This is a genomic window from Erythrobacter sp. (assembly GCF_039988855.1).
Lineage (GTDB): Bacteria > Pseudomonadota > Alphaproteobacteria > Sphingomonadales > Sphingomonadaceae > Erythrobacter.
Genome location: NZ_JBDXIY010000015.1, coordinates 75,649 through 94,442, shown reverse-complemented (window position 1 = coordinate 94,442; position 18,794 = coordinate 75,649). Strand labels below are relative to the sequence as shown.

Here is an 18,794-nt window from a genome sequence, read left to right as displayed (position 1 = left end):
CTCAATAAGCCGGGAACGAACATGATTAAATTAGGGGAAACAGAAATGGCTCGCAGTTACCTAGGTGCATCATCCGCCCGTACAAGCGGCCCGAAAGCTGGCCTTATTTTGGGAACAGCCATTGCGAGCCTAGCGCTTGCAGGGTGTACCTCGTCCGCTCCGCCCGCTCAGGTTTCTTTCGACAAAGCTCAAAGCGCTCTGGAAGACGGCAAAGTCGACAAGGCAATCTCATATGCTGAGGCTGCTGTGCTTGCTTCCCCTCGCGACCCTGAATACCGCGCAACTCTTGGCACGGCCTATCTTGAGGCAGGCCGCTACGCATCAGCTGCAACCGCATTTGGCGAAGCGATTGAATTGGGCGACAACCGTGGTCGCACGGCGCTAAGCTATGCGCTTACGCAAGCCGCCAACGGCAACAACCGCGACGCCGTTCGCGAGCTTCAGGCTCGTCAAAACAGCATTCCGCGTGCCGACCTTGGTCTGGCGCTTGCGCTCGCAGGTGAAGCGGACCGCGGTGTTAAGGTGCTTGTCAATACAATTCGCGAAGGCGACACATCGCCAAAGGTTCGTCAAAACCTTGCCTATGCTTATGCCCTTGCTGGCAATTGGCGTGCGGCCCGCGTGATGGCTTCTGAAGACGTGCCGCCAGATCAACTCGACGCACGTTTGTCCGATTGGGCAGCAAGTTCCCGTCCAGAAGATCACATGCTGCGTATCTCTAATCTTCTTGGCCTGAACCCTGTCAATGATGGCGGCCAGCCACAGCACCTCGCGCTTGCCAACTTCCCAACTCAGCAAGAGATGGTTGAAGAGGCTGAGCAATTTGCAGAGGCAGAGCCTAAACCCGCTCCAATAGCGGTTCCAGCACCGGCCGCACCAGCATTAGCGATTGCACCGCCCGTGGCCGCGCCCGTGGCCGCGCCTGTTGCCGCAAAGCCTCGTCCAGCAGCGCCTGCTGCTCCGCGCTTTGTATCAAACGCAGTGGTCCAAAACCTTCCTGTACCCGCTCCAACACCAACAGTGGCAGCGCGTCCGGCCAATACCCGTGCAAGTGCCGCTCCGCGCCGCGCCAGCTCGCCTGCAACGGGTTCAGCCGATACGCACCGTATCCAGCTGGGATCTTTCGACAGTCGTCAGGTTGCTCAACAAAAGTGGGGCGAATTTCAACGCCGTTATCCCGCGCTCAAAGGGCACGACGCAATCATCACCGAAGCCCAAGTGAACGGCCGCACGTACTTCCGAGTTGCGGCGGCTGGCTTTGGCGCACGCTCTGCACGTTCAATGTGTGGTTCGGTTAAAGCATCGGGCGGCGGCTGCTTTGCATATGCAAAGTCGAGCCCGCCTGCCGGCGCTGTCAAACGCGATGTTCGCGTTGCAGCCCGCTAACGGTCAAGCATTTCCCCCGCATTAGCGTTTTACAAGCTTCAGCGAAAAAACCCTCAGAGCTTCGGCTCTGGGGGTTTTTCTTCGGCCACCAACAGTGCGGCTAAACCCGCCTTCAATTGACTAGCTTTCGACTACAACGCCGCCTTTTATGAGTGCTTTAACCCGCCCTTGAACGCCGTGCATGTCGAATGGCGTGTTGTCGCCTGTTGCCGTCATTTTTCGCCGATCAATAACCCACGGCGCATCGGGATCGATAATCGCCAGGTCAGCTTCCAAACCGGTCGCAAGCACGCCAGCGGGCACACCGAGAAGCGCTGCTGGATTGGCTCCAAGCAGTTCGAACACCGTCTCGAGATCGATCACGTCATCCCGCGCCAAGCCCAAAACCAGCGCGAGCAGGGTTTCTGCGCCCGCCACTCCGGGTTCTGCATCGGAAAACGGTAGACGCTTATCCTCTGCCCCGCGCGGATCATGCCCGCTTGAGATCACATCGACCGTACCATCTGCGATCGCCGCAAGAGCGGCTTGCCTGTCGGTCTCGCTTCGCAAGGGAGGTGAGACTTTTGTGAATGTTCGAAAATCAGCCGTCGCAAGGTCTGACAACATAAAATGCGCAGGCGTTATCCCGCAGGTCACGCGCACACCCCGCCCTTTTGCCGCGCGCACCAGATCAAATCCGGCAGCGGTCGTCACTTGCCGAAAATGAAGCCGTGCGCCGCTTAGCTCTGCGAGCGCGATATCGCGAGCAACCGCCAAAATCTCTGCCTCTGCAGGAGCGCTTGGCAGACCAAGGCGCGTTGCATATTCGCCCGCGGTCGCCGCAGCGTCTCCGACAAGGGCTGCATCTTCGGCATGGGTCACAACCACCAAATCAAGCATTGCTGCGTATTGGAGCAAACGGAGCATCACTCCGCTATCGGCGATCCATTTACGGCCCGTTGCAACGCCCCTTGCGCCCGCTTCGCGCATGAGGCCAATTTCGGCCAGCTGTGCGCCTTCAAGACCCCGCGTTGCTGCCGCTAATGGATGGACCCAAAGGTCAGGTTTCCCGCTTTTTGCAATGTAATTAACGCGGCTTGGATAATCGAGAGGCGGAGATTGATCGGGCATCAAAGCTGCGCGCGTGATGCCGCCGAAATGAAAAGCAGGTTTATCGATGGCAAATACGCCAAAATCAACGATGCCCGGCGCGATAATCCTGCCTTTGGCTGAGATGATGCGGTCGCCGTCTTTTGGCGCAACATCGCTACCAATCGCCTCCATCACCCCATCAATACAGCGAACCGAACCTTCGATGATGCCACCGGGTGTGACGATTTTCCCGTGGGTCAGTGTAAGTGGCTGAGCTTGCTTCATGCGTCCCACCCTTGGGCACCGCGTCCTGCCCGGGTCAGAATATCAAGGCACGCCATACGTATAGCGACGCCCATTTCCACCTGACTTGTGATGATAGATCGGTCGAGCATATCGGCCACGTCGCTATCGATCTCGACGCCTCTATTCATGGGCCCGGGATGCATAACAAGCGCGCCCGGCGCAGCTCGTTCAAGCCGCTCTTTAGTAAGGCCATAAAGGTGATGGTATTCGCGCGCCGAAGGAATGAACTGGCCAGACATACGTTCTGATTGCAGACGCAACATCATGACAACGTCGCTTCCCTTAAGGGCGGTGTCAAAATCGTAGAAGGCTTCCGCTCCCATCATTTCCACCCCTTGCGGCATAAGCGCAGGGGGGGAACACAGGCGGACTTTCGCGCCCATCGCCTGCAGACACAGGATGTTGGAACGAGCGACGCGGCTGTGCAGGATATCCCCGCAAATCAGGATCGTGCGACCTGTGAAATCCTCGCTTGCCTCGCCCCGCGCAGTCAGCGCCTGCCGAAGTGCGAGCGCATCGAGAAGCGCCTGTGTCGGGTGTTCGTGTTGTCCATCGCCCGCGTTCAAAACTGGACAGTCGACCTTGTCCGCGATCAACTGCGTCGCACCGCTTGACCCGTGGCGAATGACAATCGCATCGGCGCGCATCGCGTTAAGGGTGATCGCTGTATCAATCAGCGTTTCGCCCTTCTTTACGCTCGACTGCGCAGCGTGCATGTTGACTACATCCGCGCCAAGCCTCTTGCCCGCAATTTCAAAACTGAGGAGCGTTCGGGTCGAATTTTCAAAAAACGCATTGATTATGGTGAGCCCGCTTAAAAGCTCGGCCCGTTTGTTGCGCCCCCGATTGAGCTCCACCCACTCTTCAGCCGACGCGAGCAGATACAATATCTCGTGCCGTTCAAGCTGGCTGATGCCGGTGAGATCGCGATGGGGAAAAGCGAGTCGGCCTTCGGGAAAGCGTCCCGAGCCCAATACGTCACCTGGACGTGTGCTCGCGCTGGATTGCGGTGTCTGGTTCATTAAAGCCAAGCCCTTAGTCGAACCATGTCGGGCGCTCAACCCATGATACGCCTTTAGCTCTAGAAGTTTACGAATGTGCGGTTATGCGCCAAGGGACTGCATGGATCGTTCAAACCTCGTTTAACGAAGGTAGTCCGCAAGCAAGATACAGGGAATTGCAATGAGCTTTTTGGGTAAGGCATGGAAAATCATCGTTGGGATCAAAGACGGCTTGGTCCTTATGTTCATGCTGCTTTTCTTTATCGCACTGTTCAGCGTTCTTTCCGCCTCACCTAACCCTGGTCAGGTGCGTGAAGGGGCGCTCTTCATCGACATGACCGGCTATGTCGTGGAAGAGAAAAGCGAAGTCGATCCTCTCCAAACATTGCTCAGCGGCGCTGAACCGCCGGTTGAACTGCGCGCCCGCGATCTTGTTCGCGCATTGGACGCAGCGTCAAGCGATGACCGTGTGAAAGCGGTCGTTATGGATATGAGCGCCTTTATCGGAGGCGGTCAGGTGCATATGCAATCTATAGCCGACGCAATGGACCGTGTCCGCAAAGCGGAAAAGCCGGTGCTCACTTACGCGCTTGGATATGGCGATGACCATATGCACCTCGCCTCCCACGCAAGCGAGGTTTGGGTCGATCCGATGGGCGGCGCAACGATTGTGGGTCCGGGCGGCGCGCGTTTGTATTACGCAGACCTCCTCGAAAAATTGAAAGTGAATGTTCGGGTTTACCGCGTGGGCACGTTTAAGTCCGCTGTTGAACCCTATCTGTTGGATGGCCCATCGGATGCCAGCCTCGAAAACCTTGCGGCCCTTTACGGTTCGCTTTGGGAAGAATGGCAGGCCAACGTTAAAAAGGCGCGTCCCTCACTTGATCTCGAACGGGTCACCACCGATCCTGTCGCGTGGGTTGAAGCGTCCTCGGGCGATTTGGCTAAAGCCGCTCTTGATGCTGGCCTCGTCGATACGATCGGAACACGCGTCGAGTTTGGCAAACATGTCGGAGAGATCGCGGGCGAAGATGCATTTGACGAAAAGCCCGGCACCTATGCCAAAAGCGATCTTGCGCCCTATCTCGCCGATGTTGGTCCGGGAACGGGATCATCCAGCAACAAGATCGCGGTTGTGACTGTTGCGGGTGTTATTGTTGATGGAGACGCAGGTCCCGGCACAGCAGGCGGTGCGCGCATTGTCGAATTGTTGGACAAGGCGCTCAGCGATGATGACATCAAAGGCCTTGTGGTTCGCGTCGATTCTCCTGGTGGGTCAGCTATGGCTTCTGAAGACATTCGCCAAGCGGTCGAACGCTACCGCGCCGACAAAGACGTGCCCGTTGCCGTATCCTTTGCCAATGTCGCGGCAAGCGGCGGGTATTGGGTCGCGACCAAAGCGGACCGCATTTTTGCGCAGCCAGAGACGATTACTGGATCGATCGGTGTTTTCGCAGTCATCCCAACCTTTGAAGGCACGGCTGAGGAAATCGGCGTGAGCGCAGGCGGATTTCGCACCACGCCATTGTCTGGCCAACCTGATTTGATCGACGGTTTCTCGCCGGAACTCGACGCCATCCTTCAAGCCAGTGTCGAAGACACCTACACCGACTTCCTCACCATTGTTGGAGAAGCGCGCGGAATGACGACGGACCAAGTCGACCAGATCGCGCAAGGGCGCGTGTGGGACGGCGGTACGGCGCGGCAGCTTGGCTTGGTCGATCAATTCGGCGGACTCGAAGATGCATTGCAATGGATCGCAGGCGAAGCGGGCCTTGAGGAAGACGATTGGAGCGCAATGTTCCTTGGCAATGCGCCTGGCAATTATGATTCCATCATCCGGCAGCTTGCAACCAATGCGGTTGCACCCGGCGTCACATCACGCGGCAGTGACCTCTTCGCAATGACCGCACGCCAGCGCGAGATGCTGCTGGGTCAGATGGTGAGCGATGCAAAGATGCTTGGCGGCACCCAAGGGATACAGGCCTATTGCCTTGAATGCCCTACTGATGCCCGTCCATTGAATGGGCGTGAAAGTCCCGCCCTGACAAAGCTCATCGGCTCATTGCTCGGCGAATAGGCAGTAACGTTGAAAGGTGGGATCGCAGGTCGATGATCTGCGATCTCGTCCAATCTTTCTGACGCCTTTTGCGGGGCGAACTGCGAACTCATGCATGAGTTCGCCAAGCGCTACATCCCGGCCCACATCCGCAATAGGTTGGCGATCGATTTGTCGATCATCAAAAGCTCTTGCGCATCGATAGGCAGTTTTGCCGCGAGTGAGCCCCGCGTGTTTTGCAAGTCGAACAACAGTTCACGCTGAGCCAAGTCGCGGATCTGGCTTTCAATCCATCCTATGGCGACAACGCGGGTTCCGCTGGTGACAGGCGTGACTTCATGTGCGCTTGTCGAAGGATAAAGAACGAGAGTTCCCGGCTCCTCCTTGATCGTCTGCGTCATACCCGCGGTTTGCACAACCAATTCACCGCCATCGTATTCTTTCGGATCACTAAGAAAAAGCGTGAATGAGATATCGGTTCGGATCTGCGCATCGCCTTTGCCCATCAGGGCATTATCAACATGCGCGCCGTAATGACCGCCATTTTGCGTCTTGCTGATAAGCAAGCCAGAGGTACGCCGGGGCCGAACTGCGGCCTTCACGACCGGGTTATCGACGATAAGCGGTAGAAGCATTTTGTTCATCGCGCGCCCTGCCGCATTTCCCATAACCGCTTGTTCATTCTCTTTGACCCGCGCCGCCGTCTTTCCAGCGGTAACGCGCCCATCCTGCCATGCCAATTCGCCAATCCCAGCGCGAATTTCCGAGAGTTTTTCAGCGTCATCAATCGCGGCAATGCTAAGGATCATAAATCTCTCTTGATAATCATTTGCAAAAAGGCATGCATCGCCTATGGCTTTGGTCAACAGATTAGATTTGGAGCCCAGAAAATGAAAGTCGAACTGAAAACTTGGACGAACCTCGGTGTTGCAACGGCGTTGGCTGGCCTGACGCTTGCAGGCTGCTCCGGGGAAGCGGGCGAAAGCGGTGAAAGCGCCGCCGTGGACACCGCAGGTGAAGCGGGTGAAGGCGGCGAAGGAGAGGGCGGCGAAGGCGGAGAGGGCGGTGAAGGCGGCGTCGATATCGCAGCTGCTGGAAATGACCCGGTTATCTATGGCTCTGCGCTTGCCGTGGCAGAGGCCCATGTGATCGCCGCGCGCGATGCCTATGCTGCGGGCCAGACCGAGGCGGGCGCCGAAATGTTCGCACACCCTGTTTCCGAAGTCCTGTTTGAAATGCAGCCCGTTTTCGAAGCGCAAGGCGTCGAAGACTTTTCAGACCTTTTCACAACGGCATCTCAAGCAGCGCTGAATGGCGCGGGCTCCGACGAAATTGCGGGCCAAACTGACGGTATCATCGCTGCGCTTCGCACTGCGGAAGAAAGGGCACCCGTGAGCGAGGCAAACTCTGGCGCTATTGCTGGCGGCGTCGTTGCAGACCAGATCGAACGAGCCGTTTCCATGTACGCTCAGGCGAGTGAGACAACCCAATATGGGCTCTATCTTGATGGCTATGGCTTCTACAAAGCGGCGCAGGCGACTTTTGAACGGTCAGCAGATGCAATCAAGAGCGACAATCCCGACTTGGCAGAGAAAATAGAGGCCGCGCTTGGCCTTTTGGCGCAGGCGTATCCTGATGCTCTTCGGCCAGAGAACCTTGATGCCAATCAGGGCGCGCTTTCTGGTGCATCGGCAGGCGTTCTGCTCGCCGCGAGCTGATCGGCTCTTTCATTCGCAAAGCGATAAGGGCATAGGCGGGACCTATGCATGATATTCGCTTGATCCGAGACGACCCCGAAGGGTTTGACGCTAATCTCGCCCGTCGCGGGGCCGATCCTGTGTCCGCGCAGATCCTTTCCCTTGACGAAGAGCGCAGGGCGCTCACCACAAAGCTCCAAGAAGCGCAGTCGCGCCGCAACGAGGCGTCCAAAGCCATCGGCATGGCGATGGGTCAAGGCGACAAGGAGAAGGCTGAGGCGCTAAAGGCGGAAGTCGCTGAGCTTAAACAGACCATGCCGGCGCTTGAGGAAAACGAGCGGAAATTGGGCGCGAAACTGCAAGACCGACTTGCGCGCATCCCTAACTTGCCGTTCTATGATGTGCCTCAAGGCGATGACGAAGAAGGCAATGTTGAGATTTCAGTTTGGGGTGAGAAGCCCAGCTTTGATTTCGAACCCAAAGAACATGCTGATTTCGCCCCTTCACTGGGCATGGATTTTGAAACTGGCACACTCTTGTCGGGTGCGCGTTTCACTTTCCTGCGCGGCGATATGGCCCGCCTGCACCGCGCGCTTGGTCAGTTTATGATCGACCTTCAAACACGCGCACATGGCTACACTGAATGCATGCCGCCCGTGCTCGTCAAAGACGAGGCGATGTACGGGACAGACAAGCTTCCCAAATTTGCCGAAGACAGCTTTCGCACCACCGATGATCACTGGCTCATCCCCACATCCGAGGTCTCTTTGACGGCAAGCGTCATGGATCAAATGCTTGACGAAAGCGCCCTCCCAATCCGCCTCACCGCGCTCACCCAATGCTTCCGGTCCGAAGCGGGTTCTGCAGGGCGCGATACGCGCGGGTTCATCCGTCAGCACCAGTTTGAAAAATGCGAACTGGTTAGCATCGTCAAACCCGAAAACAGCGAGGCTGAGCATGAGCGCATGACGCGTGCGGCTGAAGAAGTGCTCGAGGCGCTCGGCCTTCCCTATCGCAAAATGCTGCTGTGCACTGGCGATATGGGCTTTGGTGCGCGCAAAACCTACGATCTTGAGGTTTGGCTTCCTGGTCAAGGCGCGTACCGCGAGATTTCTTCGTGTTCAAACACCGGGGATTTCCAAGCCCGCCGGATGAACACCCGCTACAAAGTAACAGGCGAGAAAAAGCGCAAGGAATTCGTGCACACATTGAACGGCTCTGGCCTTGCCGTGGGCCGAACGCTTGTCGCGATTATTGAAAACTATCAGCAGGCCGATGGCAGCGTTGCGGTGCCAGAGGCGCTTGCACCATACATGGGTGGTGTGACCAAGCTGGAACCTGTCTCCTAGATGCGTATCCTTCTTACCAATGATGACGGCATCCATGCGCCGGGGCTCAAAGTGCTGGAGCAGATCGCCGCACAGTTTTCGGATGACATTTGGATTTGCGCGCCTGCCGAGGAGCAATCGGGGGCTGGGCACTCATTGACGCTCAATCGCCCGGTGCGCTTGCAACAATTTTCTGAGCGCCGCTTTGCCGTCACGGGAACGCCGACGGACAGCGTTTCGATGGGCCTTCGCGAGGTACTGGGGCCGGACAGGCAACCAGACCTCATCCTCTCAGGCGTCAATCGGGGCGCAAACCTTGGCGATGATGTGACCTATTCGGGCACAGCTTCGGCGGCGATGGAAGGGGCGCTTGCGGGCATCCGCTCAATCGCGCTGAGCCAAGTAATTTCGCCAGAGACACGCGGCACGGCGGAAGAATTCACGCAGGCGCATGAATGGGCCCCCAAAGTTATCAAGCCATTGCTGGATGCACCTTTTGGCAATCGCACATTCCTTAATGTGAATTTCCCGGCCACCGGGGCCCAAGGGATACGCATCACCCGGCAAGGCTTTCACGATTATTCGCGCGGCAGCGTAGTCGAAGGCACTGACCCGCGCGGTCTTCGTTATTTCTGGTTTGGCCTTCATCCGATTGAACACACGCTTGACCACGGCACTGATTTGGAAGCGATTGATGATCGGTTTGTGACGGTGACGCCGCTGCAACTCGACTTGACGCATTACCCCACAATCGACAATCTTGCTGGCAGGTTCGAGGGGTACGAAGGGTAAGCGATGGCCAAAGGGGGACGCCACCCAGCTCAAAAACGGATGAGGCCCCTTCGCCGCGCGGTGGGTTTGTCAGTTTTGGCCGATGTATCCCTGCGGCTTGGAGCCGCCTTGGGGCTCATCATGATTGTCGTGATGATCCATTGGTTCGACCGCAATGGATTGATCGATCATGCCGATGGGCATATCAGTTTCCTCGACGTCGTTTACTTCACCATGATCTCAATCACGACGACCGGGTTTGGCGATATTGCCCCGGTAACCGAGGCAGCGCGGTTCAAAGAGGCGGTGATCGTCACCCCAATCCGCTTCCTCGTCCTGTTTATTTTTGTAGGCACGACCTACAATTTTTTCATCAAGCACAGCTGGGAGAAATGGCGCATGGCCCGCATTCAGGAAAAACTCTCCGATCATGTGGTTGTTTTGGGTTACGGTGTCTCTGGTTCACAGAGCGTCGAGGAGCTGATCGAACGCGGCACGGATGCCGACAAAATCGTCGTGGTCGACCCGAGCGAAGACCGCCTTAAGGAAGCCGAGAAGCTAGGCGTCAATGTCATGGCCGCCGATGCAACCCGAGATGAAACTCTCAAAGCTGTGCGGATCGAAACGGCTCAAACCGTCCTTGTTTCGGCAGGCCGCGACGACACCTCTATCTTGATTGTGCTTACCGTCCGCCACCTTGCCCCTCATGTCGCGATCAGCGTCGTAGTGCGCGCCGATGACAACGAACTGCTGGCACGTCAGGCGGGCGCGACCAATGTGATCAACCCGGTCCGCTTTACCGGGCTTCTTCTCGCAGGTTCGGCAAATGGAACACATATCGCCGATTATTTGGCCGATCTCGCCTCAGTATCGGGCCGGGTCCAATTGGTTGAACGCGTCGTCACCGACACGGAATGCGGCAGCTCCATCAGTGAACTGAGCACAGGTGGCCGAGGCCTTCGCATTTACCGCAATGGCCGCGCGATCGGTTTTTGGGAGGAGGAATGCAAAAACCTCCAACCCGGAGACGTCATTGTCGAAATTGTGCCATCCGAAAACGGCAATAAGGCCAGCTGACCTTCTAAAGGAACAGCAAGAAAACCCCGCCCATCGCGGCCATACCGATCGTGAAATGACCGACATCAATCGCAAACAGCATGCCGGGTTTGCGTTGATAAAGGTAGTTGATCCCTATCGCCGGCGCCATCACGCCCAGCGCAAAACCAATCGCCATCATCATAACGACGTGCGGCGCCGCGCCCGTGCGTGCAATCAGGTGCCACAAGACCATCGCGATCAATATCTCAAACAGGAATGTGAGCCCAAAAATCAAGCCCATATTGCCGGACTGCGCATCTGCATCCGACAGCCCTGCGGCCTTTTGCCAAGCCTTGCCAAAGAGCACTCCGTACCAAATTGCTCCAACCACAAAGAACGCAGCAGCGCCGGCCAATACTGGCCACAATGCAAAATCACCCATTCTCGATCCCTCCCGTCTTGTTCCATGATACCTAGCGCAATCGGCTCGTCCAGTGTAGGGGCGCGGCGCTATGAGCTCAACCACCACAACACTCCCCGACGCTAAGAAGGTCGGTATGGTCTCGCTTGGCTGCCCAAAGGCGCTGGTCGATTCCGAACGTATTCTCACTCGGCTGCGCGCTGATGGCTATGCGATGAGCCCCGATTACGCGGGCGCGGATGTGGTGCTGGTGAACACTTGCGGATTTCTCGACAGCGCCAAGGAAGAAAGCTTGGCCGCTATCGGCGAGGCAATCAACGAGAACGGGCGTGTGATCGTGACCGGCTGTATGGGTGAAGAAGCCGACGCCATTCGCGCCGCCCACCCTCAAGTGCTCGCAGTCACTGGCGCGCATCAATATGAGCAAGTGGTGGAGGCCGTCCACGAACATGCCCCCCCTTCGCAAGGGCCGTTTGTGGATTTGATCCCGCAGCCCGACATCAAGCTGACCCCTCGCCACTACAGCTATCTGAAAATCTCCGAGGGCTGCAATCACTCCTGCTCGTTCTGCATCATCCCGAACCTTCGCGGGAAACTGGCGAGCCGCCGTATTGATGCGGTCTTGCGCGAGGCGGAAAAGCTGGTGGCCGCTGGCACCAAAGAGCTGCTGGTGATCTCTCAAGACACGTCGGCGTACGGCGTCGACACCAAGCATGACCCGCGTACATGGAAGGGCCGCGAAGTTCGCGCTCATATGACCGATATGGCCCGCGAACTTGGTCAGCTTCGCACCTCTGAAAACAATGCGCCTTGGGTACGTCTGCATTATGTTTACCCGTACCCGCATGTCGATCAGGTCATTCCGCTGATGGCCGAAGGGCTATTGACGCCCTATCTCGACATTCCATTTCAACACGCCGCGCCCTCGGTTCTTAAATCCATGCGCCGTCCGGCGAATGAGGCGAAGGTCTTGGCGCGTCTCAAAAAGTGGCGGGATATTTGTCCCGATATTGCGATCCGTTCCTCTTTCGTCGTTGGCTTTCCCGGTGAAACCGAAGCCGACTTCCAATATTTGATCGAATGGCTCGAAGAGGCGCAATTGGACCGCGTCGGCGCGTTCCGGTTTGAACCTGTCGAAGGCGCGCGGGCCAATGATTTGCCAGACCCAGTGCCCGAAGAGATCAAGGAAGAGCGATACGCCCGGCTGATGGAAGTGACCGAGCGCATTTCTGCCGAAAAACTCAAAGCTAAAGTGGGGCGCTCGCTACCCGTCATTATCGACGAGGTTGGCGAAGCGGATGAGGACGGCGACATCGGCGCAACCGGGCGATCCCAAGCCGATGCGCCGGAAATCGACGGCGCTGTTTATCTGCGAAATGTTCCCGAAACCCTTGCGCAGGGCGACATTGTCCAAGTTGCAGTGGAAGAGGCAGATGCGCATGATCTTTTCGGTGTGATTTCAAACCAATAACCCAATTGCGACAAAGCGTTTTGAGACAGTTGAGAGACTGTTCAAAATCGAAAAACCTTCTGGAGCAAAATGCGCCATTTTATTTGGGGGGGGATCGGGCGAGGCCTAGCGATTTTTCCTGCCTTTAGGAGCAACCGAAACCGCAGGTGCGCTTGGTGCCTTAGGAATTCTGAGACCAGATATAAAACCCAAAAAGGACAACTCCGACAAGCAGGAGCCCTTTCCAATATCGTCCGGCAAGAACAGCGGGAACGATTGGTCCGAGGAAAAGAAAAAGCCCCTCCCATTCTGTCTCTTGGTTTAGGTAACCCAAGACGCCGAGATAGACGATTGCAAACACAGCGTAATTTCCCAGCGACCACTTATAGTCATCACCTGCCTGCCCCGATTTTGCCGAGTTAGACTTTTTCGTTGCTGACTTGCGGTTATAAGTTGGGGCGGGACTGGTATCTTCGATCCAGCCTGCGCCATGACAATTCCAACAGGTGACGTAATTCGGCGCGCCCTGACCGGACCCGCCGCACGCCATGCAAGGGCTATCGCCTCTGACGGCGCTTCCTTGACATGAATAACATGCAGAATATCCGTCTTCGATCGTTCCGCCTGAACAATATGGACAAGTGTGTCCTATCAACGCCCCCGAAGCTGCAAATGAATGTCACAGGGTTGGAGTATCTGAGCGAGCATCTGTCAACTCGTTTTTGCAAACCTGCCGCAGCCATTGAGCAACGAGCAGTTTAGACGATCATGAACTTGCCCGCTTGACCAACTTCACCGGCACGCGCTGCACTTTGGGGTGATCTTCTCCCTCACCCATTCCACCTGCCACCGCTTCGACAAGCATTCTACCGGCGAGATCCAGATCAGGTTCAATCGTGGTCAGCGGGGGCGACGTCATCTCACTTGCCGGAATACCGTCAAAACCCACGAGGCGAAGATCGTCCGGGATACGCACACCCGCTGAGTGCAATTCCTCGATAACACCAAAAGCAAGCGCATCGCACACTGCGAATATACCGTCGCATTCTGGGTGCGCTGCAAACAGTTTTTTCGCCGCAATCCGTCCTTGATCGCGCCGTGCATCGGCCGGTTCGATCTCTATCAATTCAGCGGGAACACCGCGTTCTTTGGCCCGGTTCAGAAACACTTGGGCGCGTTCAGCAAATTGACGCTGAGGGCTTCCCAGAGACCCGATGCACACAAGGTTCTTCGCGCCCTGATCTATCAAATGATCGGCCGCCGACCGGGCGCCTGTTTCATTGTCGGATAGAACCCGGTCGAGGTCTCCCAATGGCGACCCCCAAAAGGCCACTGGCGCGCTCGCCTGCCCCCCGGCTTTGGCAGCTGCCCTGCCGACATCGCTGAAATAATCCCAGGCTGGGCGATTGGCCGTCGTTCCGATCACAATCATTCCTTCGGCCTGACCGCGCTCAACATAATGGCCGAACAGCTTGTCCTCATCCGCTTGTAGCGAAACGAGAACTTCCAAACCTTGGTCCGCTGCTGCAGCGCAAATCCCACCCAGAAGCGCGTATGAAAACGGGTTTACGTCGCGCGCACGCCCGCCCGGTTTGCAGATAACAACCACCGCCAAAGTGCCGGTATGCCCCCGGCGAAGGCGAGCCGCGCGTTCGTCGACGTAATAGCCCATAGCCTGCGCAGCGTTCATGACCTTTTGCCGGGTCGCCTCGCTGATCACAGAAGAGCCAGATAGAGCACGGCTTACGGTCGACTGGCTCACGCCAGCACGTTCTGCCACATCAAAGCTGGTGATCCGCGCGTTCCTGCGAAGATCTTCCATTGCTCATACCCTCTCTTAAAAGCGCCCTTGCCCCCATAAAATGGTATGACGCCCATTTGAATAGCTATGCAATCTATGGTCCTAATCTAGGAGAGGCTGCTAGGGGTCAATGGCATATTGGTAGGCGAATGCCTGCCTCAAGGAGGGATACACATGGCTGCACCGCAATTTGCTGCTGAAAGGCTGCTCTTATTTGGTGCGACAGGCGACCTGTCGCGGCGCAAGCTTTTACCGTCATTGTGCGCGCTTGATGCGGATGGATTGCTTCCTGAAAAACTCAAGATCATTGGCACAGCACGAAGCGATCTTGACGACGCAGACTTTCGCGACATGGCTCGTGCCGCGCTAGAGGAGTTTTTGCCAGCCGAACGCCGGGGCGGAATGGCGGGCTTTCTCAATCGCTTGAGCTATCAAACACTGGATGCCAGCACTCCCGATGGGTTTGATGATTTAGCCGCTAAGATCGACGCAGCGGGCGGGACAGATGGGGGTCTTGCGATCTTCTTATCCACCGCGCCAAGCCTGTTCGGACCCACTATTGCGGGTTTAGAAAAGGCTGGGTTGACGGGTGACAAAGTGCGCATGTGCCTTGAAAAACCATTGGGAACGGATCTCGCCTCCTCTGCTGAAATCAATGATGCGGTGGCAGATGCCTTTCCCGAGAGCCGCATATTCCGCATCGATCATTATCTTGGCAAAGAGACGGTGCAGAACCTTCTTGCGTTAAGATTTGCCAACATATTGTTTGAGCCCATTTGGAACTCCAATGTGATCGAACATGTGCAGATCACCGTCGCTGAAACCGTGGGTCTTGAGGGCCGCGTTGGCTTTTACGACGACGCAGGCGCGCTTCGCGACATGGTGCAAAACCATATGCTCCAACTCCTTGCGTTGGTCGCAATGGAGCCACCGACCTCGTTCGATGCGACCGCCGTTCGCGATGAAAAGGTGAAGGTGCTGCGCGCGCTTCGCCAAGTGACCGCGAATGAGACAGTGACCGGGCAATACCGTGCAGGGGCTAGCAACGGTCAAGCGGTGCCCGGCTATGACGAAGAGCTCGCACAGCACGGCCTTGACGAAAGTGAGACCGAGACCTTCACCGCGATTAAGGCGCATGTCGACAATTGGCGCTGGAAGGGCGTGCCTTTTTACCTTCGCACCGGCAAACGCATGCCTCAGCGGGTGACGGAGATCCTTGTCCAGTTCCGCCGTGTGCCGCACTCAATATTTGAAGGAATGGGCGCCGGGCTTCACCCCAATCACCTGCTCATCGAAATTCAGCCTGAAGAGAACATCACCCTCTCGCTTATGGCAAAGGTGCCGGGACTAGACGAGGACGGAGTGCGGCTTCGCGAAGTGCCATTGGCGATCACCATGCCAGATGCCTTTGCTGAAGCGCAGCGACGGATTGCCTATGAACGGCTACTGCTGGATCTTATCAAGGGCGACCAGACGCTGTTCGTTCGCCGTGATGAAGTCGAAGCGCAGTGGAATTGGATCGACGGCATTCGCGCCGGGTGGGAATTGCATGAGGTCAAACCGCAGACATACACCGCCGGATCTTGGGGGCCGAGCGGCGCTGTAGCCCTTACAGAGCGCGACGGAGTGAGCTGGCATGAGTAACCTCAACCCCGTCATCAACCGGGTCACACAGCGCATTGTTGAGCGTTCCAAGCCCTCTCGCAGCGCATATCTTGAGCTGATGCAGCGCGAGGCGGATCGCCGTCCTGAGCGTTCAGCCGTCTCATGTTCGGTGCTTGCGCATGCCTTTGCCGGCGCGCTTGAGGATCAAGACGCGCTGAAAGACAATCGCGGGCCGAACATTGGCATTGTCACCGCATACAATGACATGCTGTCTGCCCACCAACCCTATGGCCGCTATCCTGACCGGATGAAGATCTACGCCCGCGAAGTGGGCGCGACGGCGCAAATTGCAGGCGGGACCCCGGCGATGTGCGACGGGGTAACACAGGGCGAGGACGGGATGGAACTCTCGCTCTTCAGCCGTGACAACATCGCCATGGCAACCGGCGTTGCGCTCTCCCACCAAATGTATGATGGCGCGGCCTATCTTGGCATTTGCGACAAGATCGTGCCGGGGCTCCTTATGGGCGCGCTGCGCTTTGGACACTTACCCGCCGTCTTCGTCCCATCTGGCCCCATGCCAAGCGGAATTTCCAACAGCCAAAAGCAAGCCACCCGCCAGAAGTACGCAAGCGGTGAAGTGGGCCGTGATGCCCTGCTTGAAAGCGAGCTTGCGTCTTACCATTCACCGGGAACGTGTACCTTCTTCGGCACGGCAAACTCCAATCAGATGATGATGGAGATGATGGGCCTACACATTCCGGGCAGCGCATTTGTCCAGCCCGGTACGAAACTGCGCCAGGCTTTGGACCGTGCAGCCGTTCACCGTCTGGCTGAGCTATCGGGCACTACGACACACACGCTTGCCCAAGTGGTCGACGAAAAGGCGATTGTGAACGCGGTTATCGGTCTGCTTGCAACCGGCGGCTCTACCAATCACGCGATCCACCTGCCCGCCATGGCGCGTGCTGCTGGCATCATCCTCGACTGGAGCGATATGGCTGAGCTTTCGAGCGCCGTGCCGCTGCTCGCCCGCGTCTATCCCAATGGGTCGGGCGATGTGAACCAATTCCATGCGGCTGGCGGCATGGGCTATGTCATTGGTGAACTGCTTGATGCTGGCCTTGCGCATGGCGATGTCCTGACCGTTTGGGACGATGGCTTTGATGCCTACCGCGCAGAGCCCATGTGGGAAAACGAAGCGCTCGGGTGGAGGCGTGTGAGTGAGAGCAAGGACGATACAATGCTGCGCCCTGCCGGCGCACCTTTCCAAGAGGATGGCGGGATGAAGCTGCTAACCGGCAATTTGGGCCGTGCATGCTTTAAATCCAGCGCGATTGCCAAAGAACGCTACACCATCACCGCGCCTGCCCGCGTGTTCCAAACGCAAGAAGCGGTGAAAGAGGCCTTCCAGAAAGGCGAGCTTGACCGCGATGTTGTGGTGGTTGTCCGCTTCCAAGGGCCGCGTTCGAACGGCATGCCCGAGCTCCACGGCCTTACCCCGTCGCTGGGCGTGTTGCAGGACAAAGGCTTCAAAGTTGCGCTTGTCACCGATGGCCGCATGTCGGGGGCTTCGGGCAAAGTGCCCGCCGCAATCCACTGCTCCCCCGAAGCGATGGACGGCGGGCCTTTGAGCCTTCTTCAAGATAGCGATGTCGTCACAGTTTGCGCCGCGACCGGAACGCTCAGCACCGATGCCGACCTTCTCTCTCGCACCCCTGCCCCCAACCCGCCCCAAGAATGGGGCGTTGGCCGCGAACTTTTCCGGATGATGCAATTACAAGCGGACGAGGCAGAAAAAGGCGCGTCCGCCATGTTGGTCGCCGCTGGCCTATGAGCAAGGCCACCCAAATCGTTGCGGTCGATGTCGGCGGTACCCATGCCCGTTTTGCCATTGCGGACCTTGGCGCAGATGGCTCCATCACCCTTGGTGAGCCCACCACTTTGCGCACCTCAGACCATGCAGGTTTCCAAACAGCGTGGGAGGATTTTCGAGGGCAACAAGGTGGCGCATTGCCCAATAAGGTCGCCATGGCTGTCGCGGCGAAGATCAAGCCCGATCTTATCAGCTTCACCAACAACCCTTGGATCATTCGCCCGCCGTTGATCTCGGAGAAGCTCGGTGTGACGTCCCAAGTCGTGATCAACGACTTCGCCGCCGTTGCCCACGCTGCCGCGCGCGCGCCGGCCGACCAATTCCTCCACCTCGCAGGCCCAGAGGAACCCCTGCCCGAGACCGGCACGATCAGCGTGCTTGGCCCAGGCACCGGCCTAGGTGTTGCGCATTTCAACCGCCAATCAGCCACTCACTACCATGTACAGGCAACCGAGGGTGGGCATGGCGATTTTGCCCCATTGGACAGCATCGAGGACGCCATCCTTGCCCGCCTGCGCAGGCGTCACACCCGCGTTTCCAACGAACGCGTGGTCTCAGGCCCCGCTATCGTCGATATCTATCAAGCGCTTGCTGTGATGGAGGGACGCGCTGTTCACGAGAAGAGCGATGTCGAGATCTGGACGGCTGGTGTCAGCGGTGCGGATTCTCTTGCCGCTGCTGCAGTTGATCGGTTCTGCCTTGCTCTCGGCTCTGTCGCTGGCGATATCGCGCTTGTGCAAGGTGCAAGCGGCGTCGTGATCGCAGGCGGCCTTGGTTATCGTATCCGCGAAACGCTTGTTGCATCAGGATTTGAGACACGTTTCTGCGCAAAAGGACGCTTTACCTCGCTTATGGGATCGCTTCCCGTTAAGCTCATCACACACCCACAGCCCGGCCTTCTTGGCGCGGCTGCGGCCTTCGCGCAGACTTATCTCTAGAAACTGGCTCATCTTTCAATCTTCACACATCTGGACACATCGAACA

At 57.4% G+C, this 18,794-nt stretch carries 16 protein-coding genes; 10 read left to right on the top strand and 6 right to left on the bottom strand.

Features of this window, described 5'->3' with window-relative positions; all coding sequences use genetic code 11:
* Nucleotides 1–21: 21 nt before the first annotated feature.
* Nucleotides 22–1,386 carry a tetratricopeptide repeat protein gene (locus ABJ205_RS03350; protein WP_348510001.1) on the top strand — a complete coding sequence of 455 codons (1,365 nt, stop codon included), beginning with the start codon at nt 22–24 and terminating at the stop codon, nt 1,384–1,386.
* Between the two features lie 120 nt (nt 1,387–1,506).
* On the opposite strand, the gene ABJ205_RS03345 is transcribed toward ABJ205_RS03350, so the two are convergent.
* Complete coding sequence (locus ABJ205_RS03345; protein WP_348158353.1) at nt 1,507–2,742, bottom strand: dihydroorotase; 1,236 nt, start codon at nt 2,740–2,742, stop codon at nt 1,507–1,509.
* On the bottom strand, nt 2,739–3,785 hold the full coding sequence (locus ABJ205_RS03340) for an aspartate carbamoyltransferase catalytic subunit (RefSeq protein WP_348158352.1): 1,047 nt from the start codon (nt 3,783–3,785) through the stop codon (nt 2,739–2,741). Before ABJ205_RS03340 ends, ABJ205_RS03345 begins: the two co-directional genes overlap by 4 nt.
* 160 nt (nt 3,786–3,945) lie before the next feature.
* Between ABJ205_RS03340 and sppA the strand changes: the two genes are divergently transcribed.
* Nucleotides 3,946–5,844 (top strand): signal peptide peptidase SppA, encoded by a 1,899-nt coding sequence (gene sppA, locus ABJ205_RS03335; protein WP_348158349.1) that lies wholly within the window; start codon nt 3,946–3,948, stop codon nt 5,842–5,844.
* A gap of 110 nt (nt 5,845–5,954) precedes the next feature.
* Here sppA and ABJ205_RS03330 read toward each other — a convergent pair whose 3' ends face one another.
* Complete coding sequence (locus ABJ205_RS03330; protein ID WP_348158347.1) at nt 5,955–6,632, bottom strand: Fe2+-dependent dioxygenase; 678 nt, start codon at nt 6,630–6,632, stop codon at nt 5,955–5,957.
* 81 nt (nt 6,633–6,713) lie between these two features.
* Here ABJ205_RS03330 and ABJ205_RS03325 point away from each other — a divergent pair, with 81 nt between their 5' ends.
* From ABJ205_RS03325 to ABJ205_RS03310, 4 genes are read left to right on the top strand one after another with little or no spacing between them, the layout of a single operon-like run.
* Nucleotides 6,714–7,541 (top strand): hypothetical protein, encoded by an 828-nt coding sequence (locus ABJ205_RS03325; RefSeq protein WP_348158344.1) that lies wholly within the window; start codon nt 6,714–6,716, stop codon nt 7,539–7,541.
* A 44-nt stretch (nt 7,542–7,585) separates the two neighbouring features.
* Complete coding sequence (gene serS / locus ABJ205_RS03320) at nt 7,586–8,869, top strand: serine--tRNA ligase (RefSeq protein ID WP_348158341.1); 1,284 nt, start codon at nt 7,586–7,588, stop codon at nt 8,867–8,869.
* Entirely contained in the window at nt 8,870–9,640 is a 771-nt protein-coding gene (surE, locus tag ABJ205_RS03315) for a 5'/3'-nucleotidase SurE (RefSeq protein WP_348158338.1), read from the top strand.
* 3 nt (nt 9,641–9,643) lie between these two features.
* Nucleotides 9,644–10,696 (top strand): potassium channel family protein, encoded by a 1,053-nt coding sequence (locus ABJ205_RS03310; RefSeq protein ID WP_348158336.1) that lies wholly within the window; start codon nt 9,644–9,646, stop codon nt 10,694–10,696.
* A 4-nt stretch (nt 10,697–10,700) separates the two neighbouring features.
* Here ABJ205_RS03310 and ABJ205_RS03305 read toward each other — a convergent pair whose 3' ends face one another.
* Nucleotides 10,701–11,099 carry a DUF1761 domain-containing protein gene (locus ABJ205_RS03305; RefSeq protein WP_348158334.1) on the bottom strand — a complete coding sequence of 133 codons (399 nt, stop codon included), beginning with the start codon at nt 11,097–11,099 and terminating at the stop codon, nt 10,701–10,703.
* Between the two features lie 70 nt (nt 11,100–11,169).
* On the opposite strand from ABJ205_RS03305, the gene rimO reads away from it, so the two are divergent.
* Entirely contained in the window at nt 11,170–12,549 is a 1,380-nt protein-coding gene (rimO, locus tag ABJ205_RS03300) for a 30S ribosomal protein S12 methylthiotransferase RimO (protein ID WP_348158332.1), read from the top strand.
* Between the two features lie 160 nt (nt 12,550–12,709).
* Here rimO and ABJ205_RS03295 read toward each other — a convergent pair whose 3' ends face one another.
* Both ABJ205_RS03295 and ABJ205_RS03290 read right to left on the bottom strand, forming a co-directional pair.
* Nucleotides 12,710–13,078 (bottom strand): hypothetical protein, encoded by a 369-nt coding sequence (locus ABJ205_RS03295; RefSeq protein WP_348158329.1) that lies wholly within the window; start codon nt 13,076–13,078, stop codon nt 12,710–12,712.
* Nucleotides 13,079–13,294: 216 nt separating this feature from the next.
* Nucleotides 13,295–14,350 (bottom strand): LacI family DNA-binding transcriptional regulator, encoded by a 1,056-nt coding sequence (locus tag ABJ205_RS03290; protein ID WP_348158326.1) that lies wholly within the window; start codon nt 14,348–14,350, stop codon nt 13,295–13,297.
* Between the two features lie 153 nt (nt 14,351–14,503).
* Here ABJ205_RS03290 and zwf point away from each other — a divergent pair, with 153 nt between their 5' ends.
* Genes zwf through ABJ205_RS03275 form a run of 3 tightly spaced genes read left to right on the top strand, consistent with a single transcriptional unit; the run spans nt 14,504 to nt 18,748 of the window.
* Nucleotides 14,504–15,973, top strand: a complete 1,470-nt coding sequence (zwf, locus tag ABJ205_RS03285) for a glucose-6-phosphate dehydrogenase (protein ID WP_348158323.1) — start codon at nt 14,504–14,506, stop codon at nt 15,971–15,973.
* Nucleotides 15,966–17,771, top strand: a complete 1,806-nt coding sequence (gene edd / locus ABJ205_RS03280) for a phosphogluconate dehydratase (RefSeq protein ID WP_348158320.1) — start codon at nt 15,966–15,968, stop codon at nt 17,769–17,771. Before zwf ends, edd begins: the two co-directional genes overlap by 8 nt.
* The gene (locus tag ABJ205_RS03275; protein WP_348158318.1) at nt 17,768–18,748 is read left to right on the top strand and encodes a glucokinase; all 981 of its coding nucleotides are present in this window, start codon (nt 17,768–17,770) and stop codon (nt 18,746–18,748) included. The genes edd and ABJ205_RS03275 overlap by 4 nt, the downstream gene beginning before the upstream one ends.
* The last annotated feature ends 46 nt before the right edge of the window (nt 18,749–18,794 follow it).